Origin of the sequence: Halorubrum sp. SD683, assembly GCF_002135045.1 — an archaeon.
GTDB lineage: Archaea > Halobacteriota > Halobacteria > Halobacteriales > Haloferacaceae > Halorubrum > Halorubrum ezzemoulense.
The window spans coordinates 1-19,961 of sequence record NZ_NEWJ01000008.1; the positions used below are offsets into that span (position 1 = coordinate 1).

Here is a 19,961-nt window from a genome sequence, read left to right on the forward strand (position 1 = left end):
CCCCTCGCCGGTGGGCTGGTCGGATCCGTGGAGGTCAGCTCGACAGGTGTCGGGTCGGGGGGTCCCCTGTGGCGCGTCCCCGGGCAGGACCGGGGGCTGGTGTGTCAGCGACCGGGCGATCGCGACGCGCTGTTGCTGCCCGCCGGAGAGCTCGTTCGGTTCGTGGTCGAGCCGGTCGCCGAGCCCGAACCGCGCGAGCAGGTTCGCGGCCCGGTCGCTCGCGTCGCCGGGGTCGAACGCCGTCGGCATCGCGACGTTCTCGACGGCGGTGAGCGTCGGCAGCAGGTGGAAGTCCTGGAACACGAACCCGATCGACTCCTTGCGCGCCCGCGTTCGCTCCGCGACAGAGAGGCTCGTCACGTCGGTGTCGCCGAGCAGCCGTCGGCCGGAAGTGGGGTCGTCAAGGAGCCCGAGGACGTTCAGCAGCGTCGACTTGCCGGAGCCGCTCGGCCCGACTACCGCGACGAACTCGCCGGGCCGGGCCGCGAAGTCGACGTCGTCGAGCGCGACCACCGGCTCGCCGCCCCCGCTCGGATACCGCTTGACGACCCCGCGGAGCGCGACGGCGTAGTCGTCGTCAGCGAGATTGCTGTCGCCGCTCGTCTCCCAGTCGGCCGCAGCGCCGTTCGTCGCCCGACCGGCCGCAAGATCCTCCGCCTCGTCGGTCGTGCGGTTCCGGCTCACGGCGCCGACCCGTCGCGTCGTCGCCCGGTCGGTCCCCCGATTCGTCCGGTCCTGACCGCGACGCCGACCGCCCCGGCGAGGCCGACGAGCGCGAGGCCGCTCGCGACCGTCCCCACGGTCCCCAGCCCGCCGGCGCCGAGTCGGCCGAGGGTGCCGCCGCCGTCGCGATCGTCGGTAGCCGGCTCCGGCGCGGCCACCGAGAACGTCTCCGTGTACCGCACGCCGCGCTCGGTGTACGTGACGCGGATCGGGATCTCCTCGGCGACCGTGACGTTCGCCGCGGTCGTCACGTCGAAGCCGACGAAGTCGCTGGCGCCGAGCGTCCCGACGAAGTACTCACCGCCCGCGGGGGTCGGCGCGACGCCGGGCGCGTCGCCGACCGAGACGACCGCACCGGTCATCTCGCCGCTCCCCGCGTTGCCGAGGTTGGCGTCGACGACGACGCCGTCAGCGGTCTCGCGCACGGTCGCGTCGGTCACGGTCGGCGTCGCCTCGCGGACGGGGTACGTCACCGTCGACTCCGCGCTCCGGTCGGCGCCGCGATCGTTCCGCCGGTCCGTGTCGGCGCGGAAGGCGGCGGTGACCGTCACGTCCGAGCGCCGGTCGAGCGGTCCGAGATCGACGATCACGCGTCGCTCCTCGCCGGGCGCCACGCCCTCGACGACGAACGGGCCGACGTCGACCGTCTCCGCGCCGTCACCGTCGACCGCGGCCCCGACGGCGCGGAGGCTGATCCGGTCGGCGGCCGTCGTACCGGTGTTGACCACGGTCACCTCGACGGGCGAATCGACGGCCGGCGGCGACGCCTCGCCCTGACCGCCGTCGCCGGTATCGAGCCCGCCGCCCCCGCCGAAGACGCCCTGGATGCCGCCGATGCCGAGGTCGCCGGTGGCGCTCTCGCTCTCGTCGTCGCTCCGGAGGTCCTCGGGGTCGAGCGCGCGGGTGCGGAGGTCGAGCGCGACCTCGGTCGGGCGCACCTCGAACACGACGTCGCGGCTGACAGTCACGAACTCGCCGCTCGTCGACTGGTTCGCGACGACCTCGACGGTGAGCCGCTTCTCGCCCGGTTCCCTGAACGTCGTCCACAGCGTCGCGTCCAGCGAGTCGCCCGCCGAGAGCGCCCCGACGCCCGAGGCGCTGTCGAGCACGTCGCCGTCCGCGTCCCGGACGCGGACCGTCGTGAGGTTCGCCGCCGCGTCGCTGCCGCCGGAGTTCGAGACCGTGACGTTCAGGGTCGCGCGCTCGTCGACGGTCGGAGCGCCCGGAGACACGCCGACCTCGGTGAGGGTGATCCGCGCGTCCGGTACCGCCGCCGCGCCGCCGACCGCGAACCCGCCGACGACGACGGACAGCACCGTTAACGCGGCCAGCAGCGCGGCTGTAGTTCGTGTGGGCGTCAATGTCACTATGACTACGCGACCTGCGTGGTTATATCCGTCGGCGACGGAAGCTGACGGCTCCTACCGGCGCTTCGTCGGCGAACTCGACTCCGCCGCTAGGCGGCGAACGCGGCCGGCGGGGACCCGCGGTTTCGACGGCCACCGAGACGTACCGGTTACGGATGCTTTTTCAACGGGCCAACGTAAGTGAGGGTAATGACCGAACGCGACACCGCGCGAGCGGGTGATCGGCGATGATGGGCGGCAACGACCAGCAGGCGTACGACCGCGGCACGTCGCTGTTCTCGCCGGACGGCCGGATATATCAGGTCGAGTACGCCCGCGAGGCGGTCTCGCGCGGCGCGCCGAGCGTCGGCGTCCGGACGACCGACGGCGTCGTCTTCGTCGCGATGTCCCGCCCCTCCTCGTCGCTGATGGAGGCCGAGAGCATCGAGAAGCTCCACAAGCTCGACGACCACGTCGGCACCGCGAGCGCCGGCCACGTCGCCGACGCCCGGCAGCTGATCGACCTCGCGCGCCGCCAGTCGCAGGGGAACCGCCTCCGCTACGGCGAGCCCGTCGGCGTCGAGACGCTGACGAAGTTCATTACCGACCACATCCAAGAGAACACCCAGCGCGGTGGCACGCGCCCGTACGGTGCCGCCCTCCTCATCGGCGGCATCGACGACGGCGAGCCGCGCCTGTTCGCCGCCGACCCCTCGGGTACGCCCAACGAGTGGAAGGCGACCGTCATCGGCGGCGGCCGGCAGGACATTCAGGGACACCTCGAAGACGAGTGGAGCGACGACCTCTCGCTCGAGGACGGCATCGAACTCGCGGTCGCGGCCCTGGCCGCCCACGACGACGAGTTCGAGGCGTCCGACCTCGCGGTCGCGACCGTGACCGAGGCCGACGGCTTCCGGACGGTCCCGACCGACGAGGTCGAGGCCGCCGTCGAGGCCGCCGGGCTCGCGGCGGACGAGGAGGACGCGGAGGAGACGGACGACGACGCGTCCGACGGCGACGAGTAGCGACCGCGTGCGGGAGCCGGGACCGAACCGCTCCGCCGCGCCTCCTCGCGGCGGGAGCGACCGGCGCGGGCAGCGCCGGGAGGAGCGGGAGTCCGGGCTCGGAAGCACGCGATTGTACGACACACACAACACTTTTTGCGGCGGAAACCGTCAGTTACCACGTAAAATGTCCGATTCGATGTCCGAACAGCTCCAACGAGACATGGAGTGCGAGGGGTTACTCGAGTGCTTCCACGGTCTGAAACAGTTGGACAAGGACTGCTACCGAGCGATGGTCTCGGCCGAAGAGGCGCTCACGATCGACGAGGTCGCCGAACGCGTCGACCGCGAGCGCTCGACCGCCTACCGCGCGGTCCAGCGCCTCCTGAACGCCGGCTTCATCCAGAAGGAACAGATTAACTACGACCACGGCGGCTACTACCACGTGTACAGCCCCACGGATCCGTCCCAGATCGCCGACGACATGCAGCGGATGCTCAACGACTGGTACGCGAAGATGGGCCAGCTCATCGGCGAGTTCGAGGAGAAGTACGACGAACCCGAGCGCGCCGCCGTCGAGAGCTGAGCGGAGCACCGAGACCCCTCACGAGGCGGACTCGACGCGAGGGCGGTGGGCGTCGCAGAGTTTCGCGCGCTACTTTCGGTCGCTATTCCGCGTAGATGAGGGTCCGCCGGCACTCGGGGCACACGTACGGGACCGGCGTGAGGATCTCGTCGGCGCTGAGGCCGCCGAGAAACCCGTCGCTCGACCCGTCGGAGACAACGGAGAGCGTCCCGAGAGCGTCGGTTCCCTGTAGCTCCATCTCCTCTAGCGGCTCCTCGCAGTCCGGACAGGTCTTTTCAGAGGGCATGTGTGTGATTTTTCCAGTACTCTCCAAAGTAGTTGTGATCCGTACGCTCCCGATTGAGGACAGATCCGTTCTCACGTCGAGTCGGACACGTCTCGCGGTGGCAAGCTTCGGACGGCGCGGGAGTTCGGACGGTGGGAGAGTTGTTTCGGACGGCGATACGTCTCAGGGGCACACGTACAGCGGCGGGAAGGGTGGAGCGGACCGACGCGACGCCGGCGCTCAGAACGTGAACACGTGGTCGGCCTCCTCGGCGGCCTCGAGGAAGGTGACCGCGCCGGCGAACTGCGTCGTCAGGTCGTCGTCGATGGCCTCCTGCTCCCACTGGAGCATGTCCAGCGTGGTCGTACACGCGACCGAGGTGACCGCCTCCCCGCCGTCGGCGATCAGCTGGTCGAGCATGTCGTAGGGGTTCGGCATCCCCTCGTCGAGCAGCGGCTGGACCGACGAGAGGTCTTTCTCGCCCTCCAGCAGGTGCGTCAGTCCGTCGAAGGTGAAGTAAAGGAACACGTCGGTGTCCATCGTCAGCGCGACGTGGCCGAGGTTGGTCGCCATCGCGAGGCTCTTCGGGTCGTCGCTGGAGACGATGATTCCGATCTCGTCCATGCTCATTCTTCCTTGCGGACGTAGTGCGTGTACACGTCGTCGCCCTCCTCCTGTTCAAGGAGCGTGACGCCGTCGGTGCCCGTCGCCCACCCGTCGATGTCGCTCACGCTTCCGGGATCGGTCGCGACGACCTCCAGCACCTCACCGGGGGCGAGGTCGTCGATCGCGCCCTTCGTCTTCACGATAGGCATCGGGCAGCTCAGTCCTTTCACGTCCAGCGTCTCCGCGATATTGAGTTCGGTGCTCATGGGTTAGTAGCTTGTGCGCAAAAGACAATACTACACACATATGTTTTAATATTGCGTATCTGTTTCAATACAGTCCCGTCCGAGGGAATCCGACGCCGGGGCGATCGGCCCAGTAGCCGATAGCGGCACTTACGGTGGTCGAGACCGAAGAGAGGGCCATGTCGACGACCGTTCGCGTCCGCTGTACCGACTGTGCGTACGACGAGGCGTTCGACTCGCTCCGGCGGGCGCGGACCGCGCTCGACGACCACGAGCGCGCGACGGGGCACGCCGTCGACTGGCAGATCGGCGGACTCACGGCAGGCGTCGAGCGAGCGGGCGACGACGCCGGCGTCTGCGGCCGGGACGAGTGTGCGAACGCGGACTCGCCGCTCCTCGATCACGGACCGTCGGCGGCGGCCGACCCGGACGCCTGAGGCGGGTTGCTCCCCCGGCAGCGACCGACCCCGAACCGGAGTGTGCCGTCACCGACCGACCGCTGTGCCGTCTTTGAAAACTCTTTTATTGTACAACAAAAACAATATTACTCATCAGCACGAACAGTCGCGTATGAGGATCGTATTCGCGACAGACCTCTCGGACGCGAACGAGGCGGCGATCGAGTCTCGGACCTGTCTGGAGTGTCTCGACAACATCGGTGTCAGCGAGGTTCACCTGTTGACGGTCGTCCCGGACAACGTCTCCAGCGGGCTGCCGGGGATGGACGCCGCCAGCGACGCCCGAGAGGCGCTCGCGCCGCAGCGGAGCGTGTTCGAGCGCGCGGGGTTCGACGTGGAGACGCACGTCGCCCGCGGGACGCCGCATCGACGGATCAACGGCTTGGCCGAGCGGCTCGACGCGGACATGATCGTCGTCGGGTCACGCGGACAGGCGCCGCTCCAGAATCGGCTCATCGGCGGCACCGTGCGCAACGTCGCGCGGACGGCCGTCAGGCCGCTGCTCGTCGAGCGGATCGAGGAGACGCCGGACGGACACGCGGTCAAGAAGGAACACCTGTTCCAGGACGTGCTGTACGCCACCGACTTCTCCGAGAACGCGGCGCGCGCCTACGACTACTTCCCGGCGCTGACGGGCGCGACCGAGCGGGCGTACCTGCTCCACGTGGGCGGCGGAGACGCGGAGTCGACGGCGACCGCCGAAGAGCGGCTGGACGAGCTTGCGAGTGACCTCGGCGACCGGACCGGGTTCCACGTCGAGACCAACGTCAGGTCCGGCAACCCCGTCGACGAGATCACGGCCGAAGAGGAGCGCATGGGCGCGACGACGACGCTCATCGGCGCGCGCGGGACGAGCCGACTCCGGCGGCTCCTCCTCGGGAGCACCGCGGAGTCGATCGTCGCGCGCGGGACGAACAACGTCCTGCTCGTCCCGCCCGAGGCGGCGGCGCCGCGCTGACGCCGGCCGGGCTTTTTGTTACCGGGGCGCCCAGGTGGACGTAATGACGCGAGAGACAGTCTCACACCGCGACGGCCACGTCTACGAGTTCGGTCCGGAGATGGACCCCGTCTACGAGGCCGCCGACGGCGAGTCGCTGACGGTCGAGACGATCGACAGTCTGAACGGCGAGATTCAGCGCGACGACGACCTCCTCGACGCGATCCCGGAAGAGGTCAACGCCGCGACGGGACCGATCGCGGTAGCCGGCGCGAGCCCCGGCGACGTCCTCGCGGTGGAGATCGAGGCCGTGCGCGTCGCCGAAGACCGCGGCCGTGTGCTCACCGCACCCGGGTTCGGACTGCTTCAGGACGACCCCGAGATCGACCACCCAGCGACGCGGATCACCGAGGTCGACGCCGACGAGTCGGAGGCCGGGGCGGTCGAGTTCGAGGGGATCGACGTACCGATCGAACCCGTGATCGGAACGATCGGGGTCGCCACCGGCGGCGGGACGGTCTCGACGCTCACGCCCGACGACCACGGCGGTAACCTCGACACGACCGACGTGACCGGGGGGACGACCGTCTACTTCCCGGTGTTTCAGGAGGGCGCCATGTTGGCGCTGGGCGACGCGAAAGCGGCGATGGCGGACGGGGAGATGTGCGGGACCGGCGCGGAGATCGCGGTCGAGGTCGACGCGACGCTCTCCGTGGTCGAGGATCCGGCCGTGCCGCTCGACCGTCCGCTCCTCGACACCGGCGACGCGGTGAAGACGCTCGCGAGCGCCGAGACGCTGGAGGGGGCGGTCGAGCTGGCGAACGCCGACATGCTCGACCTGCTGGCGCACCACCACGGCTTCTCGCGCACCGAGGCGTATCTCTTCTCCAGCCTCGTCGGGGGCTTGGAGATCAGTCAGGTGGTCGACCCGCAGGTGACGGCACGGAACGCGGTGCCGAGCGAGTACCTCTCGGTCCCGTTCTGACCGGGCTACCGAGCGGAGAGTTACCTCGAGAGCCGGCCGCGGGGTTCGCCGACCGCAGCGCTCCGGTCTCAGCGCTCTGGCCCCGGCACTCCGGCCTCAGCGCTCCGATCGCTCGGCGAACCGACGCGCGGCGTCGCTCAGGCCGGCGTCGGTCGGCGCCGAAGGCTCCTCGCCCCCGTCGGCCGCGTCGGTGTCCGTGTTCTCCTCGGCCTCGTCGTCTCCGGCGGGCGCCCGGTCACCGACCTCGGCCGGAGCGGCGTCCGGCGGGTAGTCCAGTTCGGCGGACGGGACGAAGACGCGCTCAACGGCGCGAACGATCTCGTCGACCTGCGCCTCGTCGAGGCGGTCGGCGTACGCCTCCCGGACGAGGTCCGGGACCGCGTAGGCGTAGCTGCCCCGACCGGCGTGGCGGATGAGTCCCGCCCGCCGGATCGGGCGGTGACGGCTGTACGCGTGGCCGGAGTCGCCGTCGCCCCCGGCGTCGATGTGGGCCGCGACCGGGTCGCTCGCGCCCTCGCGTCGATAGTGGCGGAGCATCCCGCGCGAGAGCTCCGGGAGGGACTCGATCCGCGAGCGGAGCTCATCGATGACCGCTTCGCGGGTACCGAGCTCGATCGCCTCGTCGAACCGGAGCGCGCTCTCGGCCACGTCGTCGCGGGTGACCGGGTCGACGTCATCCGGGGGGTTCGGTTCGTCCGCAGAATCGGCGGCCGTCGCGTCGACATCCGCGGCGTCAGCGGTCGCGGCGTCACCGGTCGCGGCGTCGGCGTCGACCTCGGCGCCGCCGTCGGCGGCCGATGGGCCCGGTCCGGGCGCGGCGTCGGTCTCCGCTTCCGCGTCCGCGTCGCTCTCCTCGGTCGCGGCGACCGCCTCGTCGTACGACTTGAGGACGGACTGGCCCTCGTCGCCGTCGTCCGTCCCTCCGAGTCGCTCGTCGCCGGCCGGAGGTCGACCGCCGCCCCGGTACGGGGCCTCCGCCTTACCGAGGAGCGCCTGCGCGAACTGGTCGGCCATGTCGCTCAGGTCGCGGGCCTCCTCCAGCTCGCGTTCGAGGTCGGCGATCCGCCGGTCCTTCTTTTGTAACTCCTGCTTGAGGTCGGCGATCTCGGACTCGCGGCGCTCCTTCTCGTCGGAGATCGACTGGAGCTCGCCGACGAGGTCGCTGGAGACGGACTTCAGTTCGGGGCGCTCGAAGTCGTCGAGCCCGGGGGTCGCGCCCGCGTCGAACGTCTCCTTGCGGTGGAACTGGATCCGGCGGATCGACTCGTCCCAGTCGGTCATCAGGAACGCCTCGCCGTCGCCGAGGTCCTCGACCGCGCTGGCGTACTTCGAGCCGAGGATGCGCCCGACCACCTTCGTGTCGTTGTCCCAGGTGAGCCGGTGCCAGCAGAGCCAGTCGCACTGGGTGATGAAGTCCTTCTTGACGTCGGCCGGGCGCTGGCTGATGCCGACGATGCCGAGCCCGTGCTTCCGGCCGCGCTTCCCCACCTTGATCAGCATCTTCCCCGTCTCGTCCATGCCGCCGCCCTCGGGGATGTACTCGTGGCACTCCTCGATGACGAGCAGGAAGGGCTTCTTCATGCGCTTCTCCTTCGCGAACAGCTGCTTGACGACCTCCAGGAGGAGCTCGTTGGCCGTGTCCTCTTCGAGGTAGCCGGAGACGTCCAAGATGATCGGGACGTTCTGCTCTAAGGCGAGGGTCGCGAGCTTCTCGGCGTGCTCGGGGGAGACGACGATGTCGCACTCGTCGTCGGCGCCGGCGTGAAGAATTTCATATTCTTCCTTTAAACCGTAATATTCACCGTCTGTGTCCACGATCATGACAGGAAATCCGTTAGATAGCAGATTTTCTATCACGACACTTGCGGTGTTGCTCTTCCCGGACCCGCTCTTCCCCGTGATGAAGGACCGGCCGGTGAGCACGTCGACGACCGGGAGTTCGACCGGCGAGCCGGGTTCCGCCGTCGCGTCGCCGCCGATCCCCTCGCTGACGTCCGCGACGTGGATCGCCTCCTCCTCGCTCATACCCGTGAGAGGTGGCGCCCGCCTCATAAACTATCGGCTCGCTCGCCGTCCGGTCGTGCCGAGCGCGGGCCGGCCCGGCCGCCGCGCTTCGCAAAACGTATGCCGCCGCCGGGAGTTCGACCGCGCATGGACACAGAGAACACCCTCCTCAACGCGGTCGTCGGCGCTATCGCGTCGACGGTGCTCTCGTTTACCGGCATCTCACCGCTCCTCGGCGGCGCGGTGGCCGGGTATTTAAATGGAGACGACGGCCTCCGGGTCGGCGCGCTCTCCGGCGCGATCGCCGCGATCCCGATCGTCGGACTGCTGTTGCTCGTGCTGGTTTTCCTCCCGTTCTTGGGGTTCTTCGGGTTCCCGCTCGAAGTCGGCCTCGCGGCCGGCGGAGTCGTCTTCGTCGCCGCCCTCATCGTGTTGGGCGGCGTCGCCTACTCCGTGGTTCTGAGCGCGCTCGGCGGACTGCTGGGCGTGTACGTGAAGAACGAGCTGTAAGGCGGTCGCTGTTAGTTATAGAAATCGATTGCGGATCGGCGGCGAACGCCTCCAAAGCCCCAGTCGCTCGGTCATAAACAGCTACCCGTGAATTGGCGGCGAACGCCTCCAAAGCCCCAGTCGCGAGGACTCGCGCGGCTCGCTGTGCTCCTCACTCGGTCGCTCACTCCGTTCTCCCTCATTGCGGTGCTTACGTCGCCGTGCTTCGTCCTCGCGACTGCCCCGTTGAGTCCCGCCCAGCACAGCACCTCACGCCTCCCCAGCCTCGTCGCTGGCACCCTCCGCTTCGCTCCGGGAGCCAGCGACTCCCTCGCGCGTGCTGCTCGGCCGCAAGGCGGCCTCGCAGGCACGCGCCACCGCACCGTTCGTTTATAAAACAGCTCGTGAGAGTTGCCCTGCGGCCTCAATAGAGACGCCTCAGTGCTCGCCGCCGGTGCCGCGCCGGTCGGAGCCGAGGTCGATGTCGAGGTCGTCGAGGAGTTCCTCGGCCTCCGCGCGCTTCTCCTGGTGGTCCTCGAGGAACTCGCGCATGAGCTCCGCGGCCTGCTCCTTACAGCCGCCGCAGAGGCGCTCGCCGTTGACGCACTCGGAGTACACCTCCTTGGTGAGTTCGTCGTCGTCGCCCGCGAGCAGGTAGGCGTACAGCTCGTAGACCGGGCACTCGTCGGCCTCGCCGCCCAGCTCGCGCTGCTCCTCGGCGGTGTCGCGGCCCCCGGTCGTCGCCGCCTTCACCTTGTCGTAGCCGTCCTCGGGGTCGTCGAGCAGCGAGATGTGGCTCGCCGGGATCGACGAAGACATCTTGCCGCCGGTGAGCCCGGTCATGAAGCGGTGGTAGATCGAGGAGGGCTGCCGGAAGCCGAACCCGTCGTGGTCGATCTCGACCTCGCGCGCGATGGACTCGGCCTCGTCGCGGGTCAGGTCGAACGCGTCGACGTGGCCCTCGAACACGCGTTTTTCCCCTTCCACGGCCTCGATCAGCGCCTCGAACGCCTCGTCGGTGGCGTTGCGGTCGAAGAACCGCACGCGGGGGCGGAGCGGCTCCTTCCCACCGGCGCGGAGCTTGTCGAGTGCGCTCGCCTTCGCGGCCGCGAGGTCGACGCTCTCGCGGTCGCTCTTCGGCGGCTCGTAGTCAGCGAGCCACTCGGCGGCGTCCTCGCAGCGCACGTCGGTCTCGGCGGCGTCGTCCGCGTCTCCGGCGGCGTCGTTCTCTTGGTCGCGGGCCGCGAGCGCGTCGTAGGCGGCTCGCACGAGCCGGCGCTCGTCGTCGTCGAGCTCGAAGGAGGCGAACGCCTCTGTCACCTTGAAGTAGCGCACGCGGGTCGCGAGGTCGCGGGTGAGCCGGACGTGCGGGTCCTGATCGGGACCGACCGGGATCACCGTGGGCTTCGGCTCGTCGACGAGCTGCGGGTAGAGGATGTCCGCGGTCTGGGTGATCACGCTCTGCATGTGCGAGATGTTTGTCTCCCCGTCGAAGCCGTAGATCGCCTCGAACTCCGAGAAGTTCGCCTTCGAGCCGAGCTCGAAGCCGAGGTCCTGGACCTCGCGGTTGTCGGACTGGCGGTAGATCTCGCCGTCCTCGGCGTCGAAGCCGAGCGCGAGGAGGCTCAGGAGGTAGTTCCGCGCGTGCTCGTCGATCTCGTCCCACGACATCCCGCGCGCGGAATGCGCTTCGAGGTCGGCGATGAGCCCGAACGCGTCGCCGCCCATCTCTTGGTGCCAGATGATCTCGTCGAACACGAGCTTGTGACCGATGTGCGGGTCCCCCGTGGGCATGAACCCGGAGAGCGCCGCGAACGGCTCGTCGTTCGCCATCGCCTCCGCGACCGCGTCGTACTCACGGTGCCCGAAGATGACGCCGCGGCGCATCAGGTAGTGCGGGTCCGGCACGTCGTCGTCGACCTCGTCGAACGCCTCGATGCCGAACTCCGCGAAGAGGTCCGCGTAGTCCCCGACCGACGCCGACCCCCACGGGTCGAGCGCGACGTCCTCGGTCGGCTCGTCCGCGTCGGTCCCGCCGTCGGTCCGGGGGGGCGTCGACGGCCCGCGGTCGGCGTCGAACTCGCGCCCGTCACCGCCCGGCGTCGTCCCTTCGGGGGTGTCCTCGTCCATACCACCTCTCCCGTCGGTCGACGCAAAAACCGTTCGCTTGCGCGGGAGCGCTTGGCACGGCCCGCCTGTCCGGAACGCCGGTCCGCCCCCCGGTTCACAACGCTGGTCTACTCCGGTCGGCCGAGTCACTCGACCTGCGCAACGAGTCGCGTCGCGGTCGCCTTCCACCGGAGCGACACCGGGTCGCCGGGCGCGAGGCCGAGCCGGTCGATGCTCTCGGCGGTGATCAGCGCCGCGACCTCGACGGCGGCGTCGTCTGTCCCTCCCCGGTCGACCGGTTCGACGACGATCCGAACCGTCGACACCGTCTCGCCCGAGCCGATGCGCGAGACGCGGCCGGCCAGGCGGTTCCGGGCGCTCGTCGCGTCCGGGTCGACCGCGTTGGCCGCGTCGTTGACGGTGACCGCGTCCGCGCCGATCCGGACTTGAACCGCGTCGCCGACGGCGACCGCGCCGCCGTCGGCCCCGTCGTCTGCGCCTTCGTCGTCCACGGTGCCGCCGTGGAGTCCGGAGAGCTCTCCGACCGGCGTGTCGACGACGGCGAGTTCGCCGTCGACGGCGGCCACGGTCCCGTCGAGGACCGTCTCGGGCACCGACGCGGTCGCCGCGAGGACGGCCTGAAGGCGGTCGTAGCGGTCGAGGAGGCCCCGAGCCGACGCGGCGAGCCGGCTCCCGCCGCCGCCCTCGCCGCCCCGACGGCGCTCGACGAGCGTGCCGTAAGCGTCCTCCAGCGTCTCGATCCGGGTGAGAGCGCGGGCGCGGGAGCGGCCGAGCTCCGAGGCCGCGCCCGCGACCGATCCCGCCGCGTCGACCGCGCGCAACAGGGCCGCGTCGCGGCCGTCGAACTCGACGCCGTCCTCGATCAGCGCGGCCCGTCCGCGCCCCGCGGCCGGGGCGGGACCGGAGTCGGTCGGCTCTCGCATGCTCGGGGGATGCGTCCGGGACGTGTTGGGGGTTTCGACGCGCCCTCGGGCCGCTCCGGGCCGACGTTCCCCACCGTGACGCAACTTATATGTCGTGTCGCCCCGCCGTTGTATCTATACTGATACAACGACGGAAGTTCCTGGCCGCGGTCGGCGCCGGAGCGATCGTGGGTACGGCCGGCTGTTCGTCGACGAACGACGGCGGCAGCGGCGACGGGACCGGGGGCAACGGCACCGACGGCGGAAACAGCGCTGAGAGCGTCGGCGTCGCCGGCGAGACGCTGACGCTCACGACGACGACGAGCACCTACGACACGGGGCTCCTCGACGCGATCCACCCGGACTTCGAGGAGATGTACGGCGTCACGGTCGACGCCGTCGCGCAGGGGACGGGCGCCGCGCTGGAGACCGCGCGCAACGGCGACTCGGACATCGTGATGGTCCACGCCCGCGGCCTCGAAGACGAGTTCATGCGCAACGGGTACGGGATCAACCGCCGCGACCTGATGTTCAACGACTTCGTGATCGTCGGCCCCGAGAGCGACCCGGCGGGAATCGGGGGGACGGGCTCAGCGACCGAGGCGCTGACGACCATCGCGGAGGCGGAGGCGACGTTCGTCTCTCGCGGCGACAACTCCGGGACCCACACGAAGGAGCTGAACCTCTGGGACGCGGCGGGCACGGATCCCGGCGGAGACTGGTATCAGGAGACCGGCACCGGGATGGGCGAGGCGCTGAACATCGCAAACCAGCAGGGCGCGTACACGCTCTCGGACCGCGGAACCTACATCTCGCAGCGCTCGGAGATCGACCTGACGATCCTCGTTCAGGGGCCGATCGAGGGCGGGCCGGAGATCCTCGCGAACCCGTACGGCGTCATGGCGGTCAACCCCGGCGTCCACGAGAACGCCAACTACGACCTCGCGATGGCGTACATCGGCTGGATCACCAGTCCCGGCGTCCAGGAGGCCATCGCAGAGTACCAGGTGAACGGCGAACAGCTGTTCTTCCCCGAGGCCGTCTCGGAGGACCCCGACTTCCAACAGTACGTTCCGGAAGGCTGGAGTAGCGACGACTCGGACGCGTAAGCGTGCCGCTCGAACCGGTCGCACAGCTGGCCCCCGCCCTCCTCGACTCGGGCGCGAGCCCCGCGGCGTCCCTGCTCGGCGCCTCGTTCAGGGAGGGGTACGTCGGGAGTATCGTCGCGGTCTCGCTGTACGTGAGCCTCACCGCCGTGGCGCTGAGCACGCTCGTCAGCGTGCCGGCGGCCGTCGCGATCGGCCTCGCGGAGTTCCCGGGGAAGGGGTTCGTGAAGTCGGTCGTCAACACCGGGATGGGGTTCCCGAGCGTGGTGGTCGGGCTGGTAGTGCTGTTCGCGGTCTCCAACCAGGGGCCGCTGGGGTCGCTAGAGCTCATCTTCACCCGCGAGGCGATGATCATGTCGCAGTTCGTCCTCGCGACGCCGCCGATCACGGCGATCAGCCTCGCGGCAGTGAGCGGCGTCGACGACGGCGTCCGGGACGCCGCTCGCGTCCTCGGCGGGACGCGGATCGACGTGGCGCTGGTCGTGATCAAGGAGGCCAAGTACGGGATCGCGACCGCGGTGCTGGCCGGGTTCGGTCGCGCGGTGAGCGAGGTCGGCTCCGTGCTGATCGTCGGCGGGAACATCACGAGCGCCGACGGCATCTCGAAGACGCGCACGCTCACCACCGCGATCCAGCTCGAAGCGCGGCAGGGGCGGTACGAGACCGCCATGGTGCTCGGCGCGGTGCTGGTCGCGCTCGTGTTGACCGTCAACGCGATCGTGGTCCGCTTCGGCGATCGGGGGGTGGCCTGATGCGGCGGGAGGTGTCCGGCTGATGCGGCGGGGGGTGTCCGGCTGATGCTCCGCGCGACGGGCGTGTCGCGGTCGTACGGCGACGAGAGGGTGTTCCGCGACCTCACGATCGACGTCGACGCGGGCGAGGTCGTCGCCGTCATCGGTCCCTCCGGCGTCGGCAAGACCACGCTGCTGCGGACGCTCGCGCTGTCGCTGGAGCCGGACGAGGGGACGGTGACGCTCGACGGGACCGACGCGTGGGCGGTCGACGAGTCGGCGCGGCTCGCGCTGCGCCGCCGCGTCGGGATGGTGTTCCAAGAGGCGAGCCTCTTCGGGGGATCGGTCGCCCGAAACGTCGAGTACGGGCTCCGGGTCCGCCGCTCGTGGAGCGAGCGGATCGCCTCGCTCTTCCGGCTGTCCGGCGCCGCCGACGCGGTCCACGAGTCGCTGGAGGTCGTCGGACTCGCAGACAAGACGGACCAGCCCGCCGACTCGCTCTCCGGCGGCGAGGCCCAGCGGGTGTCGTTCGCCCGCGCGCTGGCGTACGACCCCGACGCCCTCTTGCTCGACGAACCAACCTCCGACCTCGACCCACGGAACACGGCCGTCATCGAGGAGGCGATCGGTGAGGCGAAAGCGCGGGGGATCGGCGTGGTCGTGGCGACCCACGACATGTATCAGGCCGAGCGGGTCGCGGACCGCGTCGCGGTGCTGCTCGACGACGGGATCACGGAGATCGGTCCGACCGAGGAGATCTTCGACGACCCCGCCGACGAGCGCACCCGGAAGTTCATCTCGGGCGAACTGGTGTACTAATTTGCGTCGAGGGGAGGCGGGAGATCGGTCGAATACAGCGATCCGGTTCGGGTGATCGACGACGCTGCGGTGAGTACCTCCAAAGCCCCGGTCGCGAGGAGACGGTACGCCCGTTGTGCTCCTCGCTCGCTCCGCTCGCTGCGGTGCTTACATCGCCTCCCGCCTCCTCGCGACTGCCCCGTTGAGTCCCACCCCGCACAGCGACCGCACCTCACGCCTCCCCAGCCTCGTCGCTGACACCCGTCGCTTCGCTCCGGGAGCCAGCGACTCCGGCGAGAATCGAAGATTCTCCGGCAGCCGGCGTTTCGCGCCGGCGACCTCGCGCGGGCGATTCGCGCCATACGGGCGCTCATCGGCACGCGCCGCCACGCCGTTTGTTTATGAGTGATCGACACCGCCGAGTTAGACGCCGAAGTCAAGTTCGACCGCCTCGCCCGCCTCGGCGTCTCCCGGATCGACGACCGCGTCGTCGGCCGCGAAGCCCGCGTGGAGGTGGTCGTAGGTGCGGTCTATCGCCTCCACGATCACCTTCGTGGCGCCGGTGACGGGCATGAAGTTCGTGTCGCCGCTCCAGCGCGGGACGACGTGGGTGTGGAGGTGGTCGATCGACCCCCCCGCGGCGTCGCCGCCGAGGTTCTGGCCCGTGTTGACGCCGTCGGGGTTCACGTCGCGGCGCAGCGCGGCGAGCGTCGCCGCCTTCAGCTTCGCGTGATCGAGGAGTGTCGCGTCGTCGAGGCCGGTCGGATCCTCGACGTGTGCGTCCGGGATCACCATCGCGTGACCGGGGTTGTACGGCGCGTTGTTCAGGAGGACGTAGTTGCGCTCGCTGCGGGCGACGACGCGCGCCTCGCGGGCGTCCTCGCGCTCGGGCAGGACGCAGAACGGGCAGCCGTCGATCGGGTCGGCGTCGCGCTCGACCCATTCGATCCGCCACGGCGCGAAGATCCGGTCCATCAGTCGTCGAAGCCGTGGATGCCCGCGGTCGTCACCTCGACGCCGTCCTCGGTGACGAGCAGCGTGTGCTCCGCCTGGCTCACGATGGCGTCGTCGTCCTCCTTCAGGACGGGGTACCCCTTGATCGCGTTCGCCTGCTTCAGGCGACGAAGCGCCATCCCCGCCCGGTCCGTCTCCAGCCAGCGCGCCGCGAACGGGAGGTCGTCGAACGCCTCGATCTCTTCGAGCGCCTGCCGCGCCCGCCGGTCGCGCACGCTCGCGGAGCCCTGCTGCTCGAAGATCTGTTCGTCGGTCCCCTCGCCGACCTTTCCGCGGCCGTCGGTGGCGAACGGCTCGATGGCGACCGCCTGCCCCGGCTCCAGCTCGACCGACCGGTCGACGCCGCGGTTCGGTACCGTGGGCCCGGTGTGGGCGTCGTAGCGCTGGACGCCGTGCCCGGAGAGGTTGAGGACGGGCGTGTAGCCGTAGCCGCGGATCACGTCCTCGATCGCCTGCCCGACGACGCCGACCTCGACGCCCGGCCCGGCCTCGTCGAGCGCGGCCTCCAGCGCCATCTCGGCGGCCTCGACGAGTTCGGGCGTCCCGCTGTGGTCGACCGTCACCGCGGCGTCGGCGATGTAGCCGTCGACGTGGACGCCGACGTCGAGACACACCATCTCCTCGCCGAACTCGGTCTCGTCGTCCCGACCCGGCGTCGCGTGCGACGCCTCGGGGTCGACGCTGATGTTGACCGGGAACGCGAGGCCGGCCCCCTGCTCGCGGACGAAGTCCTCCGTCCACTCGGCGACTTCGAGGTGGGTCCGGCCCGGCTCGACCATCTCGCGGGCCTCGTTCATCGCCTCGACCAGCACCGCGCCGGCCTCGCGGTAGCTTTCGACCGCGTCCTCGTCCAGAGGTCCGTGACTCATGGCTCCGGCTTCGGCGAGGGCGCGCAAAGAGGTTGCGGAGGGCGGTCGACTACGCCCCGTTCGTGACCTCGACGTACCACGCGTCGCCGGTCGGGGTCGTCGTCTATCTCGCGAGCGTCCAAGGGCTCGTCCGCGTCGCCGAACGGGTCGCGACTGATGAGTCTGTCGTCGGGTCCCGCGGGAGTGTCTCCTGTCCCCAAGACGTTCGCGCGCCGGTCGTCGGTCGACGCTCCGCGCGAACATGTTCGCTCGAAGACGTAGGGGAACTGACGGCGTCGGATCGGACATGTCGAGTACACCCTCAGGCCACGATCACGACGCGGACCCGGTGACCGACCACGTCCACGAGAATTCGTGGTCCGCGAACCTCGAAGGCCCCGAACACGCGGACGACCGGGATCTGCTCGTCCGACAGGCGATCGAAGCGGTCGAGCACACGGCCGCGGGCAACCACGTCAACCTCGTCACCCACGGCGACCACGGCCACCCGGAGACGTACCTCGTCGACGCGCTCGAATCGGAGCTCGGCGGCGACCTCGACTGGGAGTACATCGAGCAGTGCGGCTGCGGGGGTCACGTCGTCCGCGTCCGCGTCTGAGCCGACACCGGAAGGTCGGCGGATCTACTCGCACTCTTCGGCCGCTCGCGGGAGCCACATCCGGACTACCGTGCCGGTCGGCTCACGGGTGTCGATCTCGAGGTCGCCGCCGGACTCCGTGACGATCCAGTGGACGAGCCAGAGGCCGAGCCCGCTCGCGTGTTCGAGCGCCGTCTCCCGCGCCTCCGAGAACACCGTCCGCTCGACCGGCGGGATGCCGGGGCCGTCGTCGGCCACGTCGAGCCGGAACCGGTCGCCGTCGGCGACGACCGTCGCCTCGACGTGCGGATCATCGTCGTCGTTGTGGACGACAGCGTTCTCCAGCACGTTCCGGACCGCGGACTCCAGCAGTTCGTCCGCGGCGACGACGGCGGAGTCGGGCACCGTCACCGTCACCGTCGCCCGCGGGAACGACGAGCCCAGCGACTCGCAGAGGCGGTCGACGAGTTCGGCGAGGTCGATCTCGGTCTTGTCGGCGTCGCTGTGCAGCGCGACATCGATCTCGCGCGCCTGGTCGCTGAGGTGCGTCAGCGTCTGTACCTTCCGGTCGATGACGTCGAGGTACGGGTCGCCCTCCTCGTCGACGTGGTCGCGGAGCAGGTCGGCGTACCCGCCGATGACGTTGGTGTCGTTCTTCAGGTCGTGGCGCAGCACGCGGTTCAGAACCTGGAGCCGCTGTTCGTACCGCCGGGCCTCCGTCACGTCGGTTGCGGTGATGACGACCTCGCGCGCGTCCTCGAACAGCCGCTCGATCACCGTCTCGAACCGGCGCCAACTGCCGTCGCCCCGGGCGATCCGGTGCGTGATCGACTGGGGTTCGGCGCCCTCGAAGGCGCGCTCGAACGCCTGCTGCGCCTCGCGTCGGTCCTCCGGGTGGACCAGATCGATCACAGGACGCCCCTCGATCGCCGCGGGAGCGTGACCGAGCAGGCGCTCAATCGAGGGGCTCACGTACCTGATCAGGCCGTCCTCGCCGCAGACCGCGATCACGTTCGGCGACTTCTCGATGAGGGCGCGGTAGCGCCGCTGGAGCGTTTCCCGCTCGGTGACGTCGCGGAACAGCAGGACCGTCCCGCCGCGGGTCGTCCCCGGGCCGGTGATGTCGTGGACGTCAACCGTCAGGAACCGCGGCGCGGCGTCGTCGCCGCCGACGGTCACGCGGAACTCGTCGTCGGACGACGCTTCCCCCTCGTCGGACCCCGCCTCCGTCACCGCGTCGACGACCGGCGGGGCGTCGGCGAACACCTCGTCGGCGCGGGCGCCGAGTTCGGCGTCGGGAAACAGCGCCTGAGCCGGGTCGTTGCGATCGATCACCCGGCCGTCGGCGTCGCAGACGACCACGCCGTCGGAGAGATTCGCGAACACCGCGTCGCGGGCGATCGGCGACACGTCGAGCAGCCGGTACCGGAACACGACCCACGCCAGCAGCGCCGAGGTCCCGCTGAAGGCGATCGGCGTGAAGTCGACCACGCCGTCCGCCGGACCGACGAGCCCGAAGATGCCGGCCGCGCCGAGCGCCGGCGGCGCGACGCCGGCGGCGAAGAGGAGGGCGGCCTGCCGGCGGAACACGCCGTCACGGGAGACCGCGGCGTAGCCGAGCACGCCGAAGGAGAACAGGTTGACCGCGTAGGTGTACCCGACGAATCCGAGCAGGGCGGGCGTCGGCGCGTGGCCGAGGAGGCGGTACCCGCCGGCGTCGACGAGCGAGGGGTCGGCGTAGAACAGCGGGTCGGCGCCGACCGTCAAGACGGCAACGGCGGTCGCGGCCGGGACGACCCAGAAGAGCGCGAACCGGCGGCGACCGAGCCACTCGGTCCGGTCGACGTACGAGAGGACGAAGGCGGGCCACGCGACCGCCAGCCCCGCGGTCCCGAGCCAGACGAAGCGGTTGAAAAGCAGCGTGGGACCGAGCGCGGTCGCCGATAGCTGCGCCGCGTACGCCAGCGACCAGACGCCGGCGCTGCCGGCGACGCCGACGAAACTCCACAGGAGCGCCCGGCCGCCGCGAGAACGGTTCGCGGCCGCGTACGCGGCGAATCCGAACGACGCGACGGCCGCGACGAGCAGCGGAACCGTGTACGGCGTCGGTTGCCACGCCATCGATACCGGTAGGATGCGAGTAGTCGGTAAAAAGGGACCGAATCCTCTAACCAGTTCGAGCGGCG

General features: G+C 70.1%; 21 protein-coding genes. 10 read left to right on the top strand and 11 right to left on the bottom strand.

The genetic code is table 11. From position 1 onward, the window contains the following. Together B9G49_RS04065 and B9G49_RS04070 are read right to left on the bottom strand one after the other, a co-directional pair. A partial coding sequence (locus B9G49_RS04065) for an ABC transporter ATP-binding protein (RefSeq protein WP_143414682.1) occupies positions 1-684 on the bottom strand: 684 nt, incomplete at its 3' end. Beyond that, on the bottom strand, positions 681-2,090 hold the full coding sequence (locus B9G49_RS04070) for a CARDB domain-containing protein (RefSeq protein ID WP_179231122.1): 1,410 nt from the start codon (positions 2,088-2,090) through the stop codon (positions 681-683). The genes B9G49_RS04070 and B9G49_RS04065, both read right to left, overlap by 4 nt. A 227-nt stretch (positions 2,091-2,317) precedes the next feature. Between B9G49_RS04070 and psmA the strand changes: the two genes are divergently transcribed. Both psmA and B9G49_RS04080 read left to right on the top strand, forming a co-directional pair. Further along, the gene (gene psmA, locus B9G49_RS04075; protein ID WP_176450675.1) at positions 2,318-3,094 is read left to right on the top strand and encodes an archaeal proteasome endopeptidase complex subunit alpha; all 777 of its coding nucleotides are present in this window, start codon (positions 2,318-2,320) and stop codon (positions 3,092-3,094) included. A gap of 166 nt (positions 3,095-3,260) precedes the next feature. Next, entirely contained in the window at positions 3,261-3,659 is a 399-nt protein-coding gene (locus tag B9G49_RS04080) for a helix-turn-helix domain-containing protein (RefSeq protein WP_049930620.1), read from the top strand. An 82-nt stretch (positions 3,660-3,741) separates the two neighbouring features. Here the strand turns inward: B9G49_RS04080 and B9G49_RS04085 are convergent, their stop codons facing one another. From B9G49_RS04085 to B9G49_RS04095, 3 genes are all read right to left on the bottom strand, one after another. Continuing rightward, complete coding sequence (locus tag B9G49_RS04085) at positions 3,742-3,945, bottom strand: hypothetical protein (RefSeq protein ID WP_049930618.1); 204 nt, start codon at positions 3,943-3,945, stop codon at positions 3,742-3,744. Positions 3,946-4,164: 219 nt separating this feature from the next. Beyond that, a complete protein-coding gene (locus tag B9G49_RS04090) occupies positions 4,165-4,548 on the bottom strand; it encodes a DsrE family protein (RefSeq protein ID WP_049930616.1) in 384 nt (127 codons plus the stop codon). A gap of 2 nt (positions 4,549-4,550) precedes the next feature. Next, positions 4,551-4,796, bottom strand: a complete 246-nt coding sequence (locus tag B9G49_RS04095) for a sulfurtransferase TusA family protein (protein WP_086215512.1) — start codon at positions 4,794-4,796, stop codon at positions 4,551-4,553. A gap of 158 nt (positions 4,797-4,954) precedes the next feature. Between B9G49_RS04095 and B9G49_RS04100 the strand changes: the two genes are divergently transcribed. The 3 genes from B9G49_RS04100 (at position 4,955) to B9G49_RS04110 (ending at position 7,155) form a co-directional block, all read left to right on the top strand. Then, positions 4,955-5,212 carry a hypothetical protein gene (locus B9G49_RS04100; protein ID WP_176450674.1) on the top strand — a complete coding sequence of 86 codons (258 nt, stop codon included), beginning with the start codon at positions 4,955-4,957 and terminating at the stop codon, positions 5,210-5,212. Positions 5,213-5,345: 133 nt separating this feature from the next. Further along, positions 5,346-6,191 carry a universal stress protein gene (locus tag B9G49_RS04105; protein ID WP_086215514.1) on the top strand — a complete coding sequence of 282 codons (846 nt, stop codon included), beginning with the start codon at positions 5,346-5,348 and terminating at the stop codon, positions 6,189-6,191. Between the two features lie 43 nt (positions 6,192-6,234). Next, complete coding sequence (locus B9G49_RS04110) at positions 6,235-7,155, top strand: acetamidase/formamidase family protein (RefSeq protein ID WP_086215515.1); 921 nt, start codon at positions 6,235-6,237, stop codon at positions 7,153-7,155. A 96-nt stretch (positions 7,156-7,251) separates the two neighbouring features. On the opposite strand, the gene B9G49_RS04115 is transcribed toward B9G49_RS04110, so the two are convergent. Further along, the gene (locus B9G49_RS04115; protein WP_086215516.1) at positions 7,252-9,180 is read right to left on the bottom strand and encodes an ATP-binding protein; all 1,929 of its coding nucleotides are present in this window, start codon (positions 9,178-9,180) and stop codon (positions 7,252-7,254) included. Between the two features lie 126 nt (positions 9,181-9,306). Between B9G49_RS04115 and B9G49_RS04120 the strand changes: the two genes are divergently transcribed. Beyond that, entirely contained in the window at positions 9,307-9,669 is a 363-nt protein-coding gene (locus B9G49_RS04120) for a DUF5518 domain-containing protein (protein WP_049930606.1), read from the top strand. Positions 9,670-10,086: 417 nt separating this feature from the next. Here the strand turns inward: B9G49_RS04120 and B9G49_RS04125 are convergent, their stop codons facing one another. Together B9G49_RS04125 and B9G49_RS04130 are read right to left on the bottom strand one after the other, a co-directional pair. After that, a complete protein-coding gene (locus tag B9G49_RS04125; RefSeq protein ID WP_086215517.1) occupies positions 10,087-11,778 on the bottom strand; it encodes a tryptophan--tRNA ligase in 1,692 nt (563 codons plus the stop codon). A gap of 125 nt (positions 11,779-11,903) precedes the next feature. After that, complete coding sequence (locus B9G49_RS04130) at positions 11,904-12,701, bottom strand: TOBE domain-containing protein (RefSeq protein WP_086215518.1); 798 nt, start codon at positions 12,699-12,701, stop codon at positions 11,904-11,906. Positions 12,702-12,817: 116 nt separating this feature from the next. On the opposite strand from B9G49_RS04130, the gene B9G49_RS04135 reads away from it, so the two are divergent. From B9G49_RS04135 to B9G49_RS04145, 3 genes are read left to right on the top strand one after another with little or no spacing between them, the layout of a single operon-like run. Beyond that, complete coding sequence (locus B9G49_RS04135; protein WP_086215551.1) at positions 12,818-13,789, top strand: substrate-binding domain-containing protein; 972 nt, start codon at positions 12,818-12,820, stop codon at positions 13,787-13,789. Positions 13,790-13,791: 2 nt separating this feature from the next. Then, entirely contained in the window at positions 13,792-14,538 is a 747-nt protein-coding gene (locus B9G49_RS04140) for an ABC transporter permease (RefSeq protein WP_086215519.1), read from the top strand. A 45-nt stretch (positions 14,539-14,583) separates the two neighbouring features. Continuing rightward, positions 14,584-15,336 (top strand): amino acid ABC transporter ATP-binding protein, encoded by a 753-nt coding sequence (locus B9G49_RS04145; protein WP_086215520.1) that lies wholly within the window; start codon positions 14,584-14,586, stop codon positions 15,334-15,336. Positions 15,337-15,738: 402 nt separating this feature from the next. Here B9G49_RS04145 and B9G49_RS04150 read toward each other — a convergent pair whose 3' ends face one another. Further along, on the bottom strand, positions 15,739-16,290 hold the full coding sequence (locus B9G49_RS04150; protein ID WP_086215521.1) for an HIT domain-containing protein: 552 nt from the start codon (positions 16,288-16,290) through the stop codon (positions 15,739-15,741). Beyond that, on the bottom strand, positions 16,290-17,198 hold the full coding sequence (gene map, locus B9G49_RS04155; RefSeq protein ID WP_086215522.1) for a type II methionyl aminopeptidase: 909 nt from the start codon (positions 17,196-17,198) through the stop codon (positions 16,290-16,292). Before map ends, B9G49_RS04150 begins: the two co-directional genes overlap by 1 nt. A 286-nt stretch (positions 17,199-17,484) precedes the next feature. Between map and B9G49_RS04160 the strand changes: the two genes are divergently transcribed. Next, positions 17,485-17,796, top strand: coding sequence for a CGCGG family rSAM-modified RiPP protein (locus B9G49_RS04160; RefSeq protein WP_086215523.1), 312 nt, complete (start codon positions 17,485-17,487; stop codon positions 17,794-17,796). A gap of 24 nt (positions 17,797-17,820) precedes the next feature. Here the strand turns inward: B9G49_RS04160 and B9G49_RS04165 are convergent, their stop codons facing one another. Continuing rightward, on the bottom strand, positions 17,821-19,896 hold the full coding sequence (locus B9G49_RS04165) for a histidine kinase N-terminal 7TM domain-containing protein (RefSeq protein WP_086215524.1): 2,076 nt from the start codon (positions 19,894-19,896) through the stop codon (positions 17,821-17,823). Between the last annotated feature and the right edge of the window lie 65 nt (positions 19,897-19,961).

Coding starts and splice junctions, on each gene's coding strand:
- psmA (WP_176450675.1), top strand. CDS start 2,318: ATGATGGGCGGCAACGACCAGCAGGCGTACGACCGCGGCACGTCGCTG.
- B9G49_RS04080 (WP_049930620.1), top strand. CDS start 3,261: ATGTCCGATTCGATGTCCGAACAGCTCCAACGAGACATGGAGTGCGAG.
- B9G49_RS04085 (WP_049930618.1), bottom strand. CDS start 3,945: ATGCCCTCTGAAAAGACCTGTCCGGACTGCGAGGAGCCGCTAGAGGAG.
- B9G49_RS04090 (WP_049930616.1), bottom strand. CDS start 4,548: ATGGACGAGATCGGAATCATCGTCTCCAGCGACGACCCGAAGAGCCTC.
- B9G49_RS04095 (WP_086215512.1), bottom strand. CDS start 4,796: ATGAGCACCGAACTCAATATCGCGGAGACGCTGGACGTGAAAGGACTG.
- B9G49_RS04100 (WP_176450674.1), top strand. CDS start 4,955: ATGTCGACGACCGTTCGCGTCCGCTGTACCGACTGTGCGTACGACGAG.
- B9G49_RS04105 (WP_086215514.1), top strand. CDS start 5,346: ATGAGGATCGTATTCGCGACAGACCTCTCGGACGCGAACGAGGCGGCG.
- B9G49_RS04110 (WP_086215515.1), top strand. CDS start 6,235: ATGACGCGAGAGACAGTCTCACACCGCGACGGCCACGTCTACGAGTTC.
- B9G49_RS04115 (WP_086215516.1), bottom strand. CDS start 9,180: ATGAGCGAGGAGGAGGCGATCCACGTCGCGGACGTCAGCGAGGGGATC.
- B9G49_RS04120 (WP_049930606.1), top strand. CDS start 9,307: ATGGACACAGAGAACACCCTCCTCAACGCGGTCGTCGGCGCTATCGCG.
- B9G49_RS04125 (WP_086215517.1), bottom strand. CDS start 11,778: ATGGACGAGGACACCCCCGAAGGGACGACGCCGGGCGGTGACGGGCGC.
- B9G49_RS04130 (WP_086215518.1), bottom strand. CDS start 12,701: ATGCGAGAGCCGACCGACTCCGGTCCCGCCCCGGCCGCGGGGCGCGGA.
- B9G49_RS04145 (WP_086215520.1), top strand. CDS start 14,584: ATGCTCCGCGCGACGGGCGTGTCGCGGTCGTACGGCGACGAGAGGGTG.
- B9G49_RS04150 (WP_086215521.1), bottom strand. CDS start 16,290: ATGGACCGGATCTTCGCGCCGTGGCGGATCGAATGGGTCGAGCGCGAC.
- map (WP_086215522.1), bottom strand. CDS start 17,198: ATGAGTCACGGACCTCTGGACGAGGACGCGGTCGAAAGCTACCGCGAG.
- B9G49_RS04160 (WP_086215523.1), top strand. CDS start 17,485: ATGTCGAGTACACCCTCAGGCCACGATCACGACGCGGACCCGGTGACC.
- B9G49_RS04165 (WP_086215524.1), bottom strand. CDS start 19,896: ATGGCGTGGCAACCGACGCCGTACACGGTTCCGCTGCTCGTCGCGGCC.